Source organism: Streptomyces griseosporeus, assembly GCF_014656055.1.
Lineage (GTDB): Bacteria > Actinomycetota > Actinomycetes > Streptomycetales > Streptomycetaceae > Streptomyces > Streptomyces griseosporeus.
This window is the reverse complement of the sequence record NZ_BNBR01000001.1, coordinates 1,027,024-1,045,450: the sequence shown is the minus strand read 5'-3', so window position 1 is coordinate 1,045,450 and position 18,427 is coordinate 1,027,024. Positions and strand designations below refer to the sequence as shown.

Here is an 18,427-nt window from a genome sequence, read left to right as displayed (position 1 = left end):
CTCGTCGACGACCACCGCCTGATTGTCGATGAGATTGTTGACAAAAACGTTGACTCTTTCGGGGTGGCTCTTTAGCGTCTAGCGCACCCCGCAGCGTCCAGGCGCACCCCGCAGCGCCCCGCGCACCCGTACGAGAGGAAACAAGGATGTCCTCCTCCCCCGCTCCCACCCCCGTCGCCGCCCACGGCAGCAGACTGGCCTTCCTGGTCGTCGGCCTGTGCTGGCTGGCCGTGCTCTTCGACGGCCTCGACATGTTCATCTACGGCTCGGTACTGCCGCACCTGCTGGCGACCGGGACCTTCGGCCTCACCCCCGACCAGGCCGGCGACCTCGGCTCGTACGCCACCTTCGGCATGCTGGTCGGCGCGCTGGCCGCCGGAACCGTCGCCGACCGGATCGGCCGCAAGAAGCTGATGGTCGCCTGCGTGACCGTCTTCTCGCTGGCCTCCGGCCTGTGCGCGATCGCCGACGGCGTCGCCGTCTTCGGCGTCGGCCGGACCCTCGCGGGCGTCGGCCTCGGCGGTCTGCTGCCCACCGCGATCAGCATGGTCTCCGACTACGCTCCCCGCGGCCGCGGCGCGATCGTCATCGGCCTGCTGATGACCGCCCACCACGCCGGCGGCATCCTCTCCGCGTACGTGGCCAAGTGGCTGATCGACCCCGTCGGCTGGCGCGCCGCCTTCTGGGTGTGCGTGCTCCCGCTGCTGTTCGCCCCCGTCCTCGCCAAGCTGCTGCCCGAGTCGCTGAGCTTCCTGCTGGCCAAGGGCCGCACCGACGAGGCCCGCGCCCTCGCCGCTCGCTACGACGTGGAACTGCCCGCCGCCAGGACCGGCAAGCCCGGCGCGGCCGACCGCTGGACCAACCTGCTCACCCTCTTCCGCGGCGGAGAGTGGATCCAGACCCTCCTGTACTGGCTGGCCTCCTTCGGCGGCCTGCTCCTCGTCTACGGCGTCGCCACCTGGCTGCCCACCCTGATGCGCGCCGAAGGCTACGAACTGGGGTCCGCGCTCTCCTTCGTCGTCGTCTTCAACCTCGGTGGCATCGTCGGCATGCTCGTCGCCGGACGCGCCGCCGACCGCTTCGGCGCACCGCGCATCTCGGCCGTGTGGTTCGCGCTGACCGCCGCGGGCGTCTTCCTGCTGAGCGTCCACATGCCGATGACCGTGACGATGATCGTCGTCTTCCTCACCGGCGTCTTCCTCAACAGCGCCCAGACGATGATCTACGCGACCGTCTCCATCCGCTCCACCGCCGCCCACCGCGCCACCGCCGTCGGCTGGACCTCCGGCATGGGCCGCTTCGGCGCCGTCTTCGGCCCGTGGCTCGGCGGCCAGCTGCTCGCCGCGGACCGGGGCGACTGGGGCTTCACCGCGTTCGCGCTCGCCGGTGTGTCCTCGATGGTGTTCATCGGCATCGCCTCGCTGCGCACTCCGAAGACCGCCGGCCGCGACAGCGAGCCGCAGGAACTGGTCACCGCCCACTGACCACCCCGCTCGGGGGTGTCGTACGACGGTATACGGCATCCCCGCAGGCCCCGCTGCCCCTCCGCTGGCACCCCGCCCCGCAGCGGGGCACTGTGGGGGGATGAGCGTCAGCTGGGACATCCGCCGGGCCGGGTCCGCCGACGCGCGGCACCGGGCGCTGCTGATCCCCGGCGGCATGTGCAGCCACGAGTTCTACGCCGATCTCGTGGCCGAACCCGCCCTCGCGGGGCTCGGCACGGTCGCCGTGACACCCCCGGGGTTCGGGGGCACCGAGGCGCCGGACGACGTCGGGATGGACAGCTACGCACGGCTCCTCGCCGAGCTGGCCCGCGAGGAGCGCTGCGACGTCGTCGTCGGGCACAGCCTGGGCGCCAACTGGGCGCTGGAGATGGCCGCGGCCGGGTACTTCACCGGCCCCTTGGTGCTGCTGTCGCCGACCTTCTCGCGCGGCGACGAGTCGAAGGTGCTGGCGATGATGGACGCCGCCGGACGCGTGCCCCTGCTCGGGCGGCTGGTGTGGACCGGCATGCTGAAGCTGCTGCCGCGGGCGATGCGCGGCAGCCTGCCGGCGCACCGCGCGGACGCGCTGACGGCCGCGATGACCGGCAACGACCCCGGCGTCTGCCGCCGTATGGTGCGGCGCTACTACGCCTACCTCGACCACCACGGCACGCTGGTCGACCGGCTGTGCCGGGCCGGCGTACCGGCCTGGGTGGTGCGCGGCGAGCACGACGAGATCGGCCTGACCGAGGACGAGCGGCGAGGGCTCGAAGCCTGCCCGCACGTCACCCTGCGGACCGTTCCCGACGCGGGGCACCTGCTGCTGGTCGAGCAGCCCGCGCGGGTCGCCGCCACCGTCATGGAGGCGGTCGCGGCGCTACCTTGAGCCGAGACAGAAGGCAGAAGGCAGAAGGCCGTCTTCGAACCCCGCAGGAGTACCCCATGATCGACGTCACCCGGCAGATCGACGCCGTCGGACGCAGGGTCGGCCGCCGCGCCCTGGAGGCCGGCGAGGTCCGCGCGGTCACCCTCGCCCAGCGCCACGACGTCCCTGTCGAGGACGTGTGGGGCGCCTGCACCGACCCCGAGCGCATCCCGCGCTGGTTCCTGCCGGTCGAGGGCGAGCTGCGGACGGGCGGCCGTTACCAGCTCCAGGGCAACGCCGGCGGCACCATCGAGCGCTGTGACCCGCCCAAGAGCTTCTTCGCCACCTGGGAGTACGGCGGTGACACCAGCTGGATCGAGCTGCGGCTGATCCCCGAGGGTGACGGTCGTACCCGCCTCGAACTGGACCACCTCTTCCCGCTCGACGACGAGAAGTGGGCCGACTTCGGGCCCGGCGCCGTCGGCGTCGGCTGGGACATGACGTTCGCCGGGCTCTTCCTGCACCTGTCGACCGGACGGCCCAACGACCCCGAGGCGTTCATGGCCTGGGCGGGGTCGGCGGAGGGCCGCCGCTTCGTGACGGCGAGCAGCGAGGGGTGGTACGCGGCGAGTGTCGCGAGCGGCGAGGACGAGCCGCGCGCCCGCGCCCGGGCCGACCGCACGACCGCCGCGTACACGGGCGAGGCGGTCTGACGCGCCGGAGAAGCTCGCCGGCGAGCTGAAGGCCGACGCCGGCGGTGCCGGTCAGCGGGCCGCCCGCACCCCGTCCAGCGCGATCGCCAGCACGCGGTCGCGCTGCGCGTCGTCCGTGTACGCGGTCGCGGTGATGCCCGCGACCATGCGCAGCAGGTCGCCGAAGTCCATGTCGGTGCGCGCCTGCCCCGCCTGCTGCGCCCGCTCGAACAGCGGGCCGCCCGCGGAGTACATCGAATCCCGGCAGGCCTGGAAGATCTCCGACTCGCCCTCCAGTGCCTCCCGCACCGCGCGCTTGGTCACCATGTAACCGGCAAACCGGTCCAGCCACGCCGTCAGCGCCTCCCACGGCTCCCGCCCGGCGACCTCCAGCGCCGCCTGGCAGAGGGCGTTGACCTCGTCGGCGTACACGCTCTCGAACAGGTCCCGCCGGGTGGGGAAGTTGCGGTACAGCGTGCCGATCCCGACGCCCGCGCGGCGCGCGATGTCCTCCAGGGAAGCCTCCGCCCCGTGCTCGGCGAACGCCTCGCGGGCGGCCGCGAGCAGCGCGTCGTAGTTGCGGGCCGCGTCCTTCCGGTGCGGGCGGCGCGCCGCGACGATCTCGCTGACGGGGAACGGCTGGGGCGTCACGTGGGCCTCCCGGGGGCGTGCACGGTTGAACCGGAGGGGTGCCTCCGTTAGAGTGGAGGAGTACCTCCACTTTAGCAGTGGGTCCTGGATCCGTCCTGCCCGGCGAGTGCCCGCAGGCACCCCATCGCCGTCTTCCGTCCTTTTCTCGGCTCTTTCGCGTCCTGAGAGGCCCCTTCATGCCCCGCAAGTCCACCCGCCTCACCTTCGCGGTCCTCGCGACCGGTGCGGGCGTGTTCGCCATGCTGCAGTCGCTGATCGCGCCGGCCCTGCCGACCGTCCAGCATGCCCTGCACACGTCCCAGTCCACCGCGACCTGGGTGATGACGGCGTACCTGCTGTCCGCCAGCGTCTTCACCCCCATCCTCGGCCGCGTCGGCGACCTCGTCGGCAAGAAACGCACCCTGGTCGCCGTCCTGCTGGCCGTGCTGGCCGGCTGTCTGCTCGCCGCGCTCGCGCCGACCATCGGCGTGCTCATCCTCGCCCGGGTGGTGCAGGGCGTCGGCGGCGCGCTGTTCCCGCTCTCCTTCGGCATCATCCGCGACGAGTTCGCGCCCGGCGAGGTCCCCGGCAGCATCAGCACCCTGTCCGCCGTCATCGCCGCGGGCGGCGGCGTCGGCATGGTCGCCGCCGGGCCGATCGTCTCCGCCCTCGACTACCGCTGGCTGTTCTGGATCCCCGTCGCCGTGGTCGCCGCCACCGTCCTCATCGCCGCCCGCCACGTCCCCGAGTCCCCCAACAGGGCGGAGGGAAGTGTCAGTTGGCTCGGCGCGGTCCTGCTGTCGGGCTGGCTGGTGGCGCTGCTGCTGCCGCTCAGCCAGGCCGCCGTGTGGGGCTGGGGCTCGGCGAAGGTGATCGGCCTGTTCGTGCTCGCCGCGGTGCTGCTGGCGCTGTGGCTGACCGTCGAGGCACGCTCCCGCAGCCCGCTCATCGACCTGAAGGTCATGCGGCTGCCGGCGGTGTGGACGACCAACCTCGCCGCGCTGCTCTTCGGCGCCGGCATGTACGCGATCTGGTCGTTCCTGCCGGGCTTCGTGCAGACACCGAGCAGCGCGGGCTACGGCTTCGGCGCCAGCGTCACCGCCTCCGGGCTGCTCATGCTGCCGATGCTCGTCGCCATGTTCCTCTCCGGCATGCTCAGCGGCCGCCTGGAACCCGTGGTCGGCGCCAAGGCACTGCTCACCACCGGCGCCGCCCTCGGCGCGCTCGCCTGCGGCTTCCTCGCCGTCTGGCACCAGGAGCAGTGGCAGATCGCCGTCGTGGCAGGCCTGTTCGGGCTCGGCATCGGCCTGGCCTTCGCGTCGATGGCGAACCTGATCGTCGGCAGCGTCCCGCCCGCCCAGACCGGCGCCGCGACCGGCATGAACGCCAACATCCGCACCATCGGCGGCTCCATCGGCGCCGCGGTCACCGGCGTCCTGGTCACCGGCCGCCTCCAGCCGTCCGGCCTGCCCTACGGCTCCGGCTACACCCACGGCTTCACCCTGCTCGCCGTGCTCTGCCTGGCCGCGGCCCTGGCCGCCCTGCTCGTCCCGGTCCGCCGCACGACCGCACCCCGCGGCGGCGCGACGGCCTCCGGCGCACCGGCCGCCCCGGTGAGCGCACCCGCGCGCGTGCGGTAGTGTTGACCTGCGCGATCCCGCGGTCCACCGCGGGAGACGCGACGGGACGTGGCGCAGCTTGGTAGCGCACTTGACTGGGGGTCAAGGGGTCGCAGGTTCAAATCCTGTCGTCCCGACGGAAACAGTCGGCCGAGGCCGTACCGGAGTAGTCCGGTACGGCCTCGCCGCGTTCGGGCACAGGGCAGCCCCGGCATCGGACCGGAAGCCGCAGCCTGTGACCGGCGGTATCAGGACCAACGCCTGTCTGGCTGCCCGGCGCGGCGGCGGAAACGATGGGCGGGCAGGGCGGCCGTGCGCACACCGGAGCCCTGCCTTCCCGACCCCGCCCCCGAAAGGCAGTGATCCCCTGTGAGCCCGAGCGGACCGCAGGCCGCGTTCGACCGATGGCGTTACGCGGGCGTCTTCCTGCTCCTGTTCCTGTTCGGCACCGAGACCTTCCTCGTCTCCCCGCTGCTGCCGACCATCGCGGACGACATCCACGTCTCCGAGTCCGCGGCCGCCCAGAGCGTCACCGCGTACGTCCTCGTCTACGCCGTCACCGCGCCCTTCCTGGGCCTGCGCAGCGACCGCGTCGGCCGGCGGCGCACCCTGCTCGCCGGCACCGCGCTGTTCCTCCTCGCCAACGCGGCCGCCGCCCTGTCGACCGGCCTCGCCCTGCTGATCGTGTCCCGGGCCCTCGCCGGGCTCGCCGCCGCCGCGGCCGGCCCGGCCATCTGGGCGCACATCGCCGAGACCGCCCCCGAGCGGGTGCGCGGCCGCGCCCTCGGCCTCGGCATGGCCCTGTTCTCCTGCGGCCAGGTCGTCGGCGTCCCGCTCGGCGGACTGCTCGCCGGGGCCACGGGCTGGCGGTCGGCGTTCCTCGCGCTCGCCATCGGCACCGCCGCGGCCGTACCGCTGCTGCTGCGCCAGGTGACCGGCGTGCCCACGGCCGCGGCACCGGCACCGGCGGGCGGGGCGCTCGGCGCCGTCCTCGCCGCGTGGAAACACCCCGCGCTGCGCAGGGCCCTGGCCGTCAACACCGCGTTCCACGCGGCCAACCTCGGCGCCTACACCTTCCTCGGCGTGGTCCTCGTCGACCGGTTCGACCTGACGGTGTCCGCGCTCGGCCTCGTCGGCGTCCTCGTCGGCGCGGGCAGCGTCGCCGGCTCCCTGCTCGGCGGCCGGCTGGGTGACCGGGCCCGCGCCGCCGGACGCCACCACCTGCCGCTGCTGCCGGTGTGGGGGCTGCTCCTCGCGGCCGGCATCGCGCTCTCCGCCGCCGGCCCCGGCCTGGTGCTCGCGCTGCTCGGCGTGACCGTCTGGTTCGTGGCCAGCGGCGGGTTCGTCATCGACCAGCAGACCCTGGCCGGTACGGCCGCGCCCGACCTGCGGGCCACCTCCAGCGCCTGGCTGACCTCCACCATGTACGCCGGGACCGGGCTCGGCGCCTGGGCCGTCGGCGCCTTCGACGACGCGGGCACCGGCACCCTCGTCATCGGGGCGGGCCTGGCCCTGGCCTCGGCGCTCGCCGCGCTCGCCGTCACCGCCGGGCTGCGGCGAGGCACCCGAGCGGCGGCGGACACCGGCCAGGACGGGGAGGCCACCGCCCCGGCCCCTGCCGCCGACGAGGCCGTACGCCCGTAAAGTCACCCATGACGGCAGGGGCTTAGCCCGCCGCCCGCTCGCCGCCCTGCCCCTCCACCGCCCGCAGCGGACGCTCGGTCAGCGCCAGCATCCGCGTCCGGTCCTCCTCGGTGGTCGGCGTGAACAACAGGATCAGCGCGGAGGGGTCGTCCACCGGGTGGAACGACGACAGCGACAGCGTCATCGGCGCCGACCCCGCGGGCCGCACCGTCACCGTACGGGCCGTCAGCTCCGCCACCGAGTGGCACCCCCACCAGTGGCGGAGCTCCGGCGCGTCCTCCTCCAGCCGCGCGTAGACCTCACCCGTGCGCGGGTCGGAGAGCGCCGGGCCGGCCTGGGCCCGGAAGTGCTGGAAGATGTTCATCGCCAGCGGCTCCCAGTCGTGCAGCACCGTGCGCAGCCGCGGGTCGGCGACCATCAGCCACATCAGGTTGCGCCGGTCCGCCGGCACCGACTCCGGGCTGCCCCACAGCGCGCTCCACGGCGTGTTCCAGGCCAGCAGGTCGAAGTGGCGGTCGAGCAGCACCGCCGGGCTGGCCGGCCAGGAGTCGAGGACCGGTCGCACGGTCGCGGCCAGCCCCTCCGGAGCGCCGCCGGACCCCGCCGGTTCGTGGTAGCCGGCCAGCCGCATCGCGTGCCGCAGCCCGGCCGCGTCCAGCCGCAGCGCCCGGGCCACCGAGGTCAGCACCTGGCGGCTGGCGGTGACCCGGCCCTGCTCCAGCCAGGTGTACCAGGCGAGCCCGACCCCCGACAGGGAGGCGACCTCCTCCCGGCGCAGGCCCGGTGTGCGCCGCCGCGGCGTGGCGGTCAGGCCTACGTCGGCGGGCTTGAGCAGCTCGCGGTGGGCGCGCAGGAAGGCACCCAGTTCCTCGCTGGGGCCGGGGGTGGGTGTGGACATGGGGAGGGCTCCTCGGCCTGGTCGGTCCTACGGCGTGCGGTGCGGTGGGACGGGTGCGGGCGGTGCGGTGCGGTGGGGCGGGGTGGGTGGGCCGGGCGGACAACTGCCGTCCGGCCCACCCGCGTTCACTCTAGGCGCCGCCCCCGGTACGCGCGGTGAGCCGCCACAGCCGTACCGGCATCGCGCTCACCCGGCCGAGCGTGCGCTGCCGTTCCTCGGCGACGCGGCCCACGGCCCGGTAGAACTCCGCGTGCAGCGCGGGGTCCAGCACGGACGCGTAGTAGTCGCCGAACGTGGCGGCGTGGAAGTGCTCGTACTGCGCCGCGTCCCGCACGGTGACCACCGCTTCCCGCTCCCACCACTCCTCGACGGTGAAGAACCCGGCCAGCAGCTCGCCGAGTTCGTCCGCCGGGCGGGTGCGGGTGGCGATGGGCAGCACCCCGCGGTCGTCGAGCAGCTCCGGCACCGCCTCCGGCGGGATGCCCAGACCGGTGAGCGCGGCGCGCACGAGGTCGTCCTCGCCGCCCAGGCCGTGCTCGTCCCGCGCCGGGTGATAGGTCGTCAGCAGGAAACTGCCGCCGGGTGCCAGATGGTCCCGCACCCAGGCCAGCACCCGGTGCTCCACCGGGTACAGCCAGTGCAGCACCGACGTCATCGTCACCACGTCCGCGCGGTACGGCAGCGGCGCGGGCGCCGTCAGGTCGGCGGGGTGCAGGGCCACCCGGGCGCCGTACGGGCGCAACCGTGCCGTCGCCTCGGCGATGCGGTGCGCGGAACGCTCCAGACCGACCGCCGACCTGAGCGACGGGAACCGCTCCAGGGCGGCCTCCAGCAACTGGCCGATGCCGCTGCCGAGATCGACCAGTACACCGGGTTCGCCGGTCACCCGGTCGAGCACCCAGTCGCGGTCGTGGACCTGGCGCAGCCGGCTCGCGTCGTCGTACCCGCCGAGGGTGCGGGCCTGGGCCTCGGTGTCGGACAGGGTCACGGGTGCTCCTCACGGGGGACGGACGGGACGGCGGTACGGGAGGGCGGCGGCGCGGCGACGAACTCCTCCAGGCGGCGCCGTACGTCGCTCTGGTCGTACCGCTTGAACAGGTTGATCCGGTTGCGGGCGAGGTCGCCGCGGTGGACCAGCTCGTACAGGTGCTGGCGCTGGCCGAAGCCGTCGCCGGTCAGCTCCCAGGCCAGCCGCAGCAGCCGGGACTTGCGCTCGGCGCCGATGCCCCGGCCGCGCATGTACCGGTCGAGCAGGGGACGCAGCCGGGGGTGCGCGAGGTCGTTCTCGGTGGGCTGCATGAGCAGCCCGGAGGCGCCGATGCGGCGCAGCACGTCCACCGCGCTGTCGGCGACCTCGGCCGACCACACGCGGCTCGCGGCCGTGTCGCCGGGGGCCAGCAGCCCGCCGTCCGTGACGGCGGCGCGGGCCTCGGCCGCGTCGAGGAACAACTCCGTCAGCTCGGCGTACGACGCGAGCCGGCCGAGGTCCTCCTGGACGTTGCGGAACCCGTCGACGCCGATGCTCTCGGCGACCAGCGTGGCCGTGGCCAGCAGGGTGCGCAGCCGCTCCCGGTAGCGGACGTGGCCGATGTACGCCGACCAGGCGTTGATCCGGGCCAGCCCGGTCCGGGCCAGGTCGGCGTCCCGCAGCAGGAAGACGCGGTCCCACGGCACGAGGACGTCGTCGAAGAAGAGCATGGCGTCCTGCTCGTCGTACCGCGCCCCCAACGGGTGCGCGTGGCCCCAGGGTTCCGCACCGAGGGGTTCACGGCACAGGGTCACCAGGCCCGGCGTGTTCAGCGGCAGCGCGAACCAGACGACGAACTGCTCGCCGCGCCGCTGCGTGAACGACGCCGACAGGTACACCAGCACCTCGTGGGCGAGCGGCGCGAGCGTGGTGAGCTGTTTCGCGCCGCGTACGACGATGCCCCTGTCGTTCTCCTCCAGCACGCGCAGCGCGAGGTCGGGGTCGTCGACCGGGTCGGCGGAGCGGTCGATCTGCGGGTCGCCGAGGGCGTGCGAGAGGACGAGGTCGTTGCCGGCGCAGTACCGGTACCACGCCTCCGCGTGGGCGCCGAAGCCCGGCCGGGACGCCTCCAGACGGTGCCGGAAGTCGTAGACGCCGACGGCGATCGACGCCATGAACGCGGGGGAGCGGCCGTGCTGCCCCAAGGCGTTCGCGTGCCAGAACTCGGCGCTGCGGCGCTGCAGCCGCAGCTCCTCCAGGGTGCGCGGCGGCTGGTAGGCGCGGGCGAGGCGGCGTCCGCTGCCGGGGTCCTCGTAGGTGAGCAGGTCCCGGTGGGCGGGGTCGTGCTGGAGGTCCAGCAGGTCCGCGAGGGCGTCCACGGCCGGGCGGAAGGCGGGGTGCCGGGCCGGGTCGGCCACCCGCTCGCCGTTCAGGTACAGCTCCCGGCCGTCGTCGAGCTCCGCGCGGTACCGGTCGCCGGTGAGCAGGCCCCGGGCGGTGTCGGCGGAGGTGGTCAGGAGGGTCATGTGCGGGCTCCCGTCGGGGATGCGGGCGGGTGGGCGAGCGAGCGGTAGCCGCCCTGGTGGTAGACGAGGGGTTCGCCAGGGCGGGCGTCGGCGGCGGCGACGCGGCCGACCAGCACGGCGTGGTCGCCGCCGGGCAGCACCGTGTGCAGTCGGCAGTCGAACCAGGCCAGGCAGTCCTCCAGCACGGGCGCCCCGGTGGCCCGTACGTGCATGGGGGCCGCCGTGAACAGCCCGAGGGCGCGTCCGGCGCCGGGCGCGGCGAAGTGCCGGGCCAGCGGCTCCTGGTGGCCGGCCAGCACCGAGACCGCGTACCGGCCGTCGGCGCGGACCGCGGCGGCCAGCGGGCTGCGGGCGTTCACCGCGACGCTGACCAGCAGCGGGTCCAGGGAGAGCGTGCACAGGGAGGAGACGGTCTTGGCGAAGACCTCCTCGCCGTGCCGGGCGGTGATCACGGCGACGCCGGTGGTCCAGCGGCGGGCGGCGTCGCGGAACGCGTCGGCGACCGGATCGCCGCCGAGACCCACGCGGGTGCGGGCGGCGCTCACCGCAGCCCCACCCGGTAGGCCCGCAGCCACTCGTCGACCTGGACGAGATGGTCCAGGCCGCCCACGGGGTTGGGCGCCGTGCGCGGCGAGGGCAGCGTGCGGCCCTCGGCCAGGGCCCGGCGTACCAGGTCACGGTCGACCAGGTCGAACACCGGGGCCGCGGGGTCGGCGAGCAGGTCGTGCGCGCGGTCGGTGAGGACCTGGGTGTAGCGGACGGCGGGGGTGGACGGGTAGCCGCTCTTGGGCCGGTCGGCGACCTCGGCGGGCAGCAGGTCCCGCACGGCGTCGCGCAGCAGCCCCTTCGGGCGGCCGTCCGGCGCCTTCAGCGCCCACGGCACGTTCCACGCGTACTCCACCAGCCGGTGGTCGCAGAACGGCACCCGCACCTCCAGGCCGACCGACATGCTGACCCGGTCGACCCGCTCCAGCAGGGGCGGCAGCCAGCGGGTCAGCGCCAGGTGGAACAGCTCCCGCACCCGGCGGTCGGCGCCCGACTCGCCGGGCAGCGCCGGGGTCGCGGCCAGCGAGGCCCGGTACTGCTCGGCGGTGTACTCCTCGGGCCTGACCTCCGCCCACACCTCCGGACGCAGCAGCGCGGCCGGGGTGGTACGGCCGTGCAGCCAGGGGAAGGTGTCCGCGGCGCGGGCGGCCGGGTCGTGGAAGTAGGGGTAGCCGCCGAACACCTCGTCGGCCGCCTCCCCGGACAGCGCCACCGTGGAACGCCGCCGCACCTCTCTGAAGAGCAGGTGCAGCGAGGCGTCCATCTCGCCCCAGCCGGGCCGGTCCCGGGCACGCAGCACCGCCTGCCGGGCCTGCAGCAGATCGTCGTCGGGGATGACCACGGACGTGTGCAGGGTGCCGATGTGCTCGGCGGCGGCCTGTACGAAGGGGGCGTCGGCGCCGGTGCGCCAGGCGTCCGGGGCGCGGTCGGCACTGCCGGGGAAGTCCACGGAGAAGCTGCTCACCTTGGACTGCCCGGCGCGTTCGCGGGCCCGCGCGGCGAGCGCGGTGATGGCGCTGGAGTCGACGCCGCCCGACAGCAGCGTGCACAGCGGCACGTCGCTCATCAGCTGCCGCTCGACCGCGTCGCCGAGCAGCTCCCGCACCGTCCGCCGGGTGGTGTCCGCGTCGTCGGTGTGCGGGCGGGAGACAAGCTCCCAGTACCGCGACTCGCGGGTCACCGACCGCCGTACCCGGACCAGATGCCCGGGCCGCACCTCGCGCAGCCCCCGGAACAGGCCGTGCCCGGCCGTCGGCGCGGCGGGCAGGGCGAACAGCTCGGCGATGCCCTCCGCGTCCAGCTCGGCGCGGAACGCCGGGTGGGCGAGGACGGCCTTCGGCTCGGAGCCGAACAGCACGCCGGTGGGGTGGGCGTGCCAGTACAGCGGCTTGATGCCCAAGTGGTCCCGCACCAGCAGCAGTTCCTGCGCGGTCCCGTCCCACAGGGCGTAGGCGAAGATGCCGTTGAAGCGGCGGGGCGCGTCGGCGCCCCACTCCAGGTGGGCGCGCAGCACCACCTCGGTGTCGGAACGGGTGCGGAAGGTGTGGCCGAGCCCGGTCAGCTCCCGCCGCAGATCGACGTGGTTGTACAGCTCGCCGTTGTAGGTGAGGACCGTCTCGCGGGCCTGGAGCGGCTGCGCGCCGCCCTCCAGGTCGATCACGGACAGCCGGCGGTGGCCGAAGGCCGCGTGCCGGGACAGCCAGGTGCCGGAGGCGTCGGGGCCACGGCAGGCGAGGGTCTCGGCCATGGCCTCCACGACCGGGCCGCGGGTGCGCAGATCGGTCTCCCAGTCGAGCCAGCCGGTGACGCCGCACATCACCGCTCCCCGGACGGCTCGGCGGAGGGCTGCTGCGGGGCGGTCGCCTCCCAGCGGCAGCCGTGCCCGGTGGGCCCGGTGCGCAGGCTGTGGGACGGCTCGAAGCCCTTGGCGCGGATGTTCGCGGACAGCGCCCGGGTGCAGTACGTGCACGGGGATGCGAGGGTGAGGCGGACGCCGGAGCGGCGGGCCTTCTCCCGGTAGTCCCAGATCGCGCAGTGGGTGATGGTCAGCGCCGCGCGGGTGGCGCCCTCGGTGTCGATGCCGTCGTCGAACTCGTAGTCGGAGCCGTACAGTTCGGCCTGGCGGGCGATGCGGTGCACGGGGTCGGCGGCACCCCGGCCGTGGTCGGGCTCCACGCCCCGGTGCACCTCGGCGATGGCCTGCGCCCAGGCGGCCAGCGCCTGTTCGCCGAACCGGGCGACGAGGAAGCGTTCCATCAGGGCCTGGCCGCGGAAGAACACGCGCTGCCAGTCCTCGGGGCCGCCGGTCGTGGGGTCCGGCAGGTCGGCGAAGATCTCCGACTGGAGGGCGAACCAGTCGGCGAGGTGGGTGCTGGTGGGCCGCGCGGCCAGCAGCCGGGTCAGCCCGGACTCCGCCTCGTGCAGCCGCTGCCGCCACAGCGCCGACCGCTCGGCCGCCGGCATGGACCGGTAGGTGTTGCGCAGCCGCTCGGGCGACAGCGGACTCGGTGCGGGGGCGTCGCCGAGGACGGCGGTGACGAGGCGTCCGGTCTCCCGGGCGCCGGCGCCGCCGTCCTCGGTGGTGGCCGCGACCCCGTCGGGACCGCCGCGCGCGATGCCTCCTGCGGGCGCATCGCTCATCTCGGATCTCCTTCGCGGTGGGGGCAAGGACCGGTCGGGTCCTGGTGTCCGGCCACGCTACGAACGCGCTGACCACGTCAGAAGCCCCGAAAGGCGGCACCGGCGGCGACCTTCGGAGCCCCGGAACTGCTCCGAAGGTCGCCCCTCGGGGCACGCGTGAGGGGCATTCGGAGCAGGGGGGAGGGGGAGGGCGGAGGAGGGAACCATGCCGGAGCGTGGTCCGCGGGTCAGCCCGCCAGCCCGTGCCGGTGGGCGTACAGCGCCGCCCGCAGACGGTCCGACTGGCCGGTCTTGCGCATCGCGTTGGTGAGGTGCTTCTTCACCGTCGCCTCGGCCAGGGCCAGTTCCCGTCCGATCTCGGCGTTGCTCAGCCCGCGGGCGAGCTGGGCGAGGACCTGCCGCTCCCGGCCGGTGAGGCCGCAGTGCTGCGGCAACGGCTCGGCGGCGTCCTCCGGCAGGCTCACCGCCTGGATCCGGGCCGGGGCGGGCGCGGGCAGGAACACCGAGCCGCCCGCGCCGGCCAGGCCGACCGCGCGGATGATGCCCTCCTCGGGCAGGTCCAGCGGGAAGCAGCCGCTCGCGCCGGCCAGCAGCATGCGGCTGGCCTCGGCGGTGCTCTCGGCCCGGCGCAGCAGCAGCACCCGCGCCCCGGGCGCCACGTCGGGTGCGCGCAGCCGGGTCACCAGGGCCAGGTCCTCCGCGAGCGTGCCGGCCCGGCCGAGCAGGACGACGTCCGGGCGGACCCGGCGCAGCGCGTCCGGCAGCCGCACCGGGTCGCCGGAGCTGCCGACGACCATCATGCCGGGGTCGGCGTTCAGGACACTGCGCAGACCGGCGCTGGCCACGGGGTGCCGCTCGGCGAGGAAGACCCGGGTGACGTGCGCCGAGCGGGGGCCGGGTGGCCGGCCGGCGGCACGGTCCTCCGCGTCGGCCAGCAGCTGGTGCCCGGCGATCAGGTCGAGCGGGTTGTCGATCTCGGCGTGCAGCGACCCCGGGTCGCCGAACGCGGTGGCGGTCGTCAGCGTCGTCATCGCCAACTCCCCGATATGAAGCGGGAGATGACGCAGGAACGGCGGTACGGCTTCACGTGTGGTCCCCTCGGCGGTGGCAGTGGGCCTGCAGCAGACGGAGGGGCGCGCGCGGACGGACGGTCCGTCGGGTCAGCGCCCCGCACACGGACGACAGGACTCGTCGAAACACCTGCGGTGCCACGAGCCGCCGATACCGACCAGCGTGAAGTCGGTTCGCCGTTTGACCATGACGGCAGCGTAATTCGGCCGTTTGGCGGGGGTCAACACGCCCCGGATCACACGCGTATGAGGGAAGCGTGTATTCCGTACGACCGCTCCTATGACCAGGGGTATCAGCATCAACGCCTGGCTGGTTCCGATCGCTTGCCCTCCCGCACGCTGCTGCCGCACCACCACCCGAGAACGACCGGTCCAGGAGGAGCGAGCACATGGCCGCCCACCCCCGTCCGCGACGGAAGACCCCCGGATGAGGCGCTATCTGCTGCGGCGCCTGCTGCTCGCCGTGCCCACCCTGCTCGGCGTCACCGTCGTCGTCTTCGCCGCCGTCGCCCTGGTCCCCGGCGACCCCGTCACCGCCTTCCTCGGGCCCGGCGCGCCCGCCGAGGCCAGGGAGCGCCTGGCCGAACGCCTCGGCCTGGGCGAGCCGTTGCCGGTGCGCTACGGGCACTGGCTGTGGCACGCTCTCCACGGCGACCTCGGCGTCTCGGTCTCCGCGCAACGGCCGGTGGCGGACCTGCTCGGACCGGCCCTCGGCCAGACCCTGCTCCTCGCGGGCGCCGCGTTCCTGCTGGTGATCACCGGCGGCACGCTGCTGGGCGCCCTGGGCGCCGGCCGCCCCGAGGGCCGCCGGGCGCGCGCCGGGCGGGCCGTGAGCACGCTCGCCGTCTCCGCACCGCAGTACTCGGTCGCGCTGCTGCTGATCGCCGTGTTCGCCGTCGCCCTGCGCTGGTTCCCGGCCGGCGGCACCCGCGACCTGTTCACCGGCGGCGGCCCCGCCGACCAGCTGCACCACCTCGTGCTGCCCGCGGTGGCGGCCGCGCTCGTCCCGCTCGGCCTGACCGCCCGCGTCTTCGGCGCGGCGCTCTCCTCCGTCCTGCACTCCGACCTCGCCGACGGGCTGCGCGCCCGGGGACTGCGCCGCGCGGCCGTCCTGCGGCACTGCGTGCACAACGCCTCCCCGGCCCTGCTGACCATCGGCGGGCTCCAGCTCGCCTATCTGCTGGAGGGCGTGGTCTTCGTGGAGACCCTGTTCGCCTGGCCCGGCGTGGGCCGCCTGCTCTACGACGCGCTCACCGCCCGCGACCTGCCCCTGGTGCAGGGCGGGGTGCTGCTCGTCGCCGTGGCGTTCGTCGGCGTGAACATCGTCGTCGACACCGCGCACGCCCTCGTCGACCCCCGGCTGCGGGGTGCGCTGTGAGCCGCCGCCCGCCCCTGTCCGCGTACGCCGCGGCGGCCCTGCTGCTGCTCGCCGTCGCCGGGCCCCTGCTCACCCCCGACGACCCGGACGCCGGGAACCTGCGCGAGCGGCTGCTGGCCCCGGGCAGCGCGGGTCACCCGCTCGGCACCGACACCCAGGGCCGGGACGTGCTGAGCCGGCTCCTCGTCGCCGCGGGCCCCTCCCTGCTCGGCGGGCTCCTGCCGGTCGTCGTCGCCACCCTCGCCGGCGGGCTCCTCGGCATCGCCGCCGGGCTGGGCGGCCGTACCACCGAGAACGTGCTGCTGCGCGCCCTCGACGTGCTCTACGCCTTCCCCGGCGTCCTGCTGGCCATCACCGTCGCCACCGTGCTGCGGCCCGGCCTCCTCGCCACGGTCGTCTCGCTGTCCGTCGTGCTCACCCCCGCGGTCACCCGGGTCGCCTTCACCGAGGTACGGCGCATCCGCACGGCTGCGTTCCTGGAGGCGGCCCGGGTCAGCGGGGCGGGCGCGGCGAGCGTCGCCGTACGGCAGGTGGCCCCGGTCGTCGCGCCCGTGCTGCTCGTCTACGCGTCCTCCCTCGTCGGACTCGCCGTCGTCTACGCCGCCGGGCTGTCCTTCCTCGGCCTCGGTGTGCCGCCGCCCGCCGCCGAGTGGGGCGCCATGCTGGACGAGCTGCGGCCCAGCCTGCTCACCCGGCCCGAGGTGGCCGTGCTGCCCGCCGTGACGATCCTCGTCGTCTCCGTCGTCTTCAACTGCCTCGGCGAGGCGTTGCGCCGGCGCGCGGGCGGCGGACACGAGGTCGGCCGCCCGCCGGCCGTGGAGGCCGCCCGATGAGCGCCCCGGAACGCCTCGACGTGACCGGCCTGACCGTCACCCACGGCGCGGTGCGCGCCGTCGACTCGGTGTCGCTGACCGTGCACCCCGGCGAAGTCCTGGTGCTGCTGGGCGAGTCCGGCAGTGGCAAGTCCACCCTCGCCCGCACCGTGCTCGGCCTGCCCGGGCGCACCGCGCGGGTGACCGGCAGTGTCGCGCTGTCCGGCACGGAGCTGCCGACCCTCGGTGAACGCGCCCTCGCCGACATCCGCGGACGCCGTATCGGCTACGTCCCCCAGGACCCGGACGCCGCCCTGGACCCGCTGCGCCGGATCGGCGCCCAGCTCGTCGAGGTGCTGCTGCGCCACCGTGTCGCCGACGGCCGCCGTGCCGCCCGGCGGGCCGTGCCCGGGCTCCTCGACGCCGCGGGCCTCACCGACCCCGAGCGCGCGGCCCGCGCCTACCCCCACGAACTCTCCGGCGGCCAGCGGCAGCGCGCCGCGATCGCGCTCGCCCTCGCCTGCGGCCCCGGCCTGCTGGTCGCCGACGAGCCCACCACCGCGCTGGACGCCCTGGTCCGCGCCCGCGTCCTCGACCTGCTCACCGCGAGCGGCGCGTCCGTCCTGCTGGTCACCCACGACATCGGCGCCGCCCGCCGCGTCGCCGACCGCGTGGCGGTCATGCACGCCGGCCGCATCGTCGAGTCGGGGCCCGTGGAGCGCCTGCTGACCGCGCCCGAACACCCCCATGCCGCCGCGCTGGTGGCCGCACGGCCGGGAGGCCCGCGATGACCCACGACGAGGCGGCGGCACCCGGCGACGGCGCGCTGCTGCGGCTCGACCGCGTCTCCAAGCGCTACCGGCGCGACGCCCTCGCCCTCGACGGCGTCTCCCTGCGCGTGGCGGCCGGGGAGACGGTCGGCCTGGTGGGGGAGTCGGGCTCGGGGAAGTCCACCCTCGCGCGGCTCGCCCTCGGGCTGCTCGCGCCGGACTCCGGGACCGTACGGTTCGACGGCCACGACCCGCACCGGCTGCGCGGCACCGCCGGGCGGCGCGTGCGGGCCCGGCTTCAGTTCGTGCCGCAGCAGCCGCGCGGCTCCCTCAACCCGGCCCTGCGCGCGGGCGAGGCCGTCGCCTTCGCGCTGCGCCTGCACGGCACGCCCCGCCGGGAGCGCCCCGACCGCGTCGCCGACCTCTTCCGCAAGGTCGGCCTCGACCCCGGCCTCGCCCGCCGCCGGCCGCGCGAGCTGTCCGGCGGGCAGGTGCAGCGCGTCGCCGTCGCCCGCGCCCTGGCCACCCGCCCCGACCTGATCGTCTGCGACGAGCCGACCTCCGCTCTCGACACCACCGTGCAGGCCCAGGTCCTCGACCTCCTCGCCGGCCTCCAGGAACGCCTGGGCGTGGCCTACCTGTTCATCTCCCACGACCTGGCCGTCGTCCGCCGCCTCGCCCACCGGGTCGTGGTCCTGCGCCACGGCCGGATCGTCGAGGAGGGCGACGCCGCGTCCCTGTGGGAAGTGCCCCGCCACCCCTACACCCGCGCCCTGCTCGCCGCCGACGACGGCGCCCCCGCACGCCGGCGCGCCCCCGAGCCCCCCACGCCGACCCGGCCCGGAGACCCGGAGCCGGTCGGTGAACCGTCCGCCCCCTGACCGAC

General features: G+C 75.1%; 17 protein-coding genes and 1 tRNA gene. 10 read left to right on the top strand and 8 right to left on the bottom strand.

Annotation, left to right across the window (positions count from 1 at the left end; genetic code table 11):
- Positions 1-146: 146 nt before the first annotated feature.
- The 3 genes from IE308_RS04575 (at position 147) to IE308_RS04565 (ending at position 3,062) form a co-directional block, all read left to right on the top strand.
- A complete protein-coding gene (locus IE308_RS04575) occupies positions 147-1,484 on the top strand; it encodes an MFS transporter (RefSeq protein ID WP_190216675.1) in 1,338 nt (445 codons plus the stop codon).
- 100 nt (positions 1,485-1,584) lie between these two features.
- Positions 1,585-2,370, top strand: a complete 786-nt coding sequence (locus IE308_RS04570) for an alpha/beta fold hydrolase (protein WP_190216674.1) — start codon at positions 1,585-1,587, stop codon at positions 2,368-2,370.
- A 56-nt stretch (positions 2,371-2,426) separates the two neighbouring features.
- The gene (locus IE308_RS04565) at positions 2,427-3,062 is read left to right on the top strand and encodes an SRPBCC family protein (protein ID WP_190216673.1); all 636 of its coding nucleotides are present in this window, start codon (positions 2,427-2,429) and stop codon (positions 3,060-3,062) included.
- A gap of 51 nt (positions 3,063-3,113) precedes the next feature.
- Here IE308_RS04565 and IE308_RS04560 read toward each other — a convergent pair whose 3' ends face one another.
- On the bottom strand, positions 3,114-3,692 hold the full coding sequence (locus tag IE308_RS04560) for a TetR/AcrR family transcriptional regulator (protein ID WP_110637301.1): 579 nt from the start codon (positions 3,690-3,692) through the stop codon (positions 3,114-3,116).
- A 176-nt stretch (positions 3,693-3,868) separates the two neighbouring features.
- Between IE308_RS04560 and IE308_RS04555 the strand changes: the two genes are divergently transcribed.
- From IE308_RS04555 to IE308_RS04545, 3 genes are all read left to right on the top strand, one after another.
- Positions 3,869-5,311 (top strand): MFS transporter, encoded by a 1,443-nt coding sequence (locus IE308_RS04555; protein WP_190216672.1) that lies wholly within the window; start codon positions 3,869-3,871, stop codon positions 5,309-5,311.
- A gap of 42 nt (positions 5,312-5,353) precedes the next feature.
- A tRNA-Pro gene (locus tag IE308_RS04550) sits at positions 5,354-5,427 on the top strand.
- 232 nt (positions 5,428-5,659) lie between these two features.
- Positions 5,660-6,934 (top strand): MFS transporter, encoded by a 1,275-nt coding sequence (locus IE308_RS04545; RefSeq protein ID WP_190216671.1) that lies wholly within the window; start codon positions 5,660-5,662, stop codon positions 6,932-6,934.
- A 22-nt stretch (positions 6,935-6,956) separates the two neighbouring features.
- Here IE308_RS04545 and IE308_RS04540 read toward each other — a convergent pair whose 3' ends face one another.
- The 7 genes from IE308_RS04540 to IE308_RS04510 all read right to left on the bottom strand — a co-directional run bounded on the left by IE308_RS04540 (position 6,957) and on the right by IE308_RS04510 (position 14,542).
- Positions 6,957-7,832, bottom strand: a complete 876-nt coding sequence (locus IE308_RS04540) for a helix-turn-helix transcriptional regulator (protein ID WP_110633690.1) — start codon at positions 7,830-7,832, stop codon at positions 6,957-6,959.
- Between the two features lie 130 nt (positions 7,833-7,962).
- Entirely contained in the window at positions 7,963-8,820 is an 858-nt protein-coding gene (locus tag IE308_RS04535; protein WP_190216670.1) for a class I SAM-dependent methyltransferase, read from the bottom strand.
- Positions 8,817-10,325, bottom strand: coding sequence for a 4-hydroxyphenylacetate 3-hydroxylase family protein (locus tag IE308_RS04530; protein WP_190216669.1), 1,509 nt, complete (start codon positions 10,323-10,325; stop codon positions 8,817-8,819). Before IE308_RS04530 ends, IE308_RS04535 begins: the two co-directional genes overlap by 4 nt.
- On the bottom strand, positions 10,322-10,870 hold the full coding sequence (locus tag IE308_RS04525) for a flavin reductase family protein (RefSeq protein WP_190216668.1): 549 nt from the start codon (positions 10,868-10,870) through the stop codon (positions 10,322-10,324). The genes IE308_RS04530 and IE308_RS04525 overlap by 4 nt, the downstream gene beginning before the upstream one ends.
- Entirely contained in the window at positions 10,867-12,687 is a 1,821-nt protein-coding gene (gene asnB, locus IE308_RS04520; protein WP_190216667.1) for an asparagine synthase (glutamine-hydrolyzing), read from the bottom strand. Before asnB ends, IE308_RS04525 begins: the two co-directional genes overlap by 4 nt.
- Positions 12,687-13,511 (bottom strand): hypothetical protein, encoded by an 825-nt coding sequence (locus IE308_RS04515; RefSeq protein ID WP_190216666.1) that lies wholly within the window; start codon positions 13,509-13,511, stop codon positions 12,687-12,689. Before IE308_RS04515 ends, asnB begins: the two co-directional genes overlap by 1 nt.
- A gap of 227 nt (positions 13,512-13,738) precedes the next feature.
- On the bottom strand, positions 13,739-14,542 hold the full coding sequence (locus IE308_RS04510) for a response regulator transcription factor (RefSeq protein ID WP_190216665.1): 804 nt from the start codon (positions 14,540-14,542) through the stop codon (positions 13,739-13,741).
- Between the two features lie 466 nt (positions 14,543-15,008).
- On the opposite strand from IE308_RS04510, the gene IE308_RS04505 reads away from it, so the two are divergent.
- Genes IE308_RS04505 through IE308_RS36775 form a run of 4 tightly spaced genes read left to right on the top strand, consistent with a single transcriptional unit; the run spans position 15,009 to position 18,422 of the window.
- Positions 15,009-15,959, top strand: a complete 951-nt coding sequence (locus tag IE308_RS04505; RefSeq protein WP_190216664.1) for an ABC transporter permease — start codon at positions 15,009-15,011, stop codon at positions 15,957-15,959.
- A complete protein-coding gene (locus IE308_RS04500) occupies positions 15,956-16,792 on the top strand; it encodes an ABC transporter permease (protein ID WP_190216663.1) in 837 nt (278 codons plus the stop codon). The genes IE308_RS04505 and IE308_RS04500 overlap by 4 nt, the downstream gene beginning before the upstream one ends.
- Complete coding sequence (locus IE308_RS36780; RefSeq protein ID WP_229908702.1) at positions 16,789-17,562, top strand: ABC transporter ATP-binding protein; 774 nt, start codon at positions 16,789-16,791, stop codon at positions 17,560-17,562. Before IE308_RS04500 ends, IE308_RS36780 begins: the two co-directional genes overlap by 4 nt.
- Entirely contained in the window at positions 17,559-18,422 is an 864-nt protein-coding gene (locus IE308_RS36775; RefSeq protein ID WP_229908701.1) for an ABC transporter ATP-binding protein, read from the top strand. Before IE308_RS36780 ends, IE308_RS36775 begins: the two co-directional genes overlap by 4 nt.
- The last annotated feature ends 5 nt before the right edge of the window (positions 18,423-18,427 follow it).

Bases quoted from the DNA above. Each gene is read 5' to 3' on its own strand.
- IE308_RS04575 (WP_190216675.1), top strand. From the start codon at position 147: ATGTCCTCCTCCCCCGCTCCCACCCCCGTCGCCGCCCACGGCAGCAGA.
- IE308_RS04570 (WP_190216674.1), top strand. From the start codon at position 1,585: ATGAGCGTCAGCTGGGACATCCGCCGGGCCGGGTCCGCCGACGCGCGG.
- IE308_RS04565 (WP_190216673.1), top strand. From the start codon at position 2,427: ATGATCGACGTCACCCGGCAGATCGACGCCGTCGGACGCAGGGTCGGC.
- IE308_RS04555 (WP_190216672.1), top strand. From the start codon at position 3,869: ATGCCCCGCAAGTCCACCCGCCTCACCTTCGCGGTCCTCGCGACCGGT.
- IE308_RS04540 (WP_110633690.1), bottom strand. From the start codon at position 7,832: ATGTCCACACCCACCCCCGGCCCCAGCGAGGAACTGGGTGCCTTCCTG.
- IE308_RS04530 (WP_190216669.1), bottom strand. From the start codon at position 10,325: ATGACCCTCCTGACCACCTCCGCCGACACCGCCCGGGGCCTGCTCACC.
- asnB (WP_190216667.1), bottom strand. From the start codon at position 12,687: ATGTGCGGCGTCACCGGCTGGCTCGACTGGGAGACCGATCTGCGCACC.
- IE308_RS04515 (WP_190216666.1), bottom strand. From the start codon at position 13,511: ATGAGCGATGCGCCCGCAGGAGGCATCGCGCGCGGCGGTCCCGACGGG.
- IE308_RS04510 (WP_190216665.1), bottom strand. From the start codon at position 14,542: ATGACGACGCTGACGACCGCCACCGCGTTCGGCGACCCGGGGTCGCTG.
- IE308_RS04505 (WP_190216664.1), top strand. From the start codon at position 15,009: ATGAGGCGCTATCTGCTGCGGCGCCTGCTGCTCGCCGTGCCCACCCTG.
- IE308_RS36780 (WP_229908702.1), top strand. From the start codon at position 16,789: ATGAGCGCCCCGGAACGCCTCGACGTGACCGGCCTGACCGTCACCCAC.
- IE308_RS36775 (WP_229908701.1), top strand. From the start codon at position 17,559: ATGACCCACGACGAGGCGGCGGCACCCGGCGACGGCGCGCTGCTGCGG.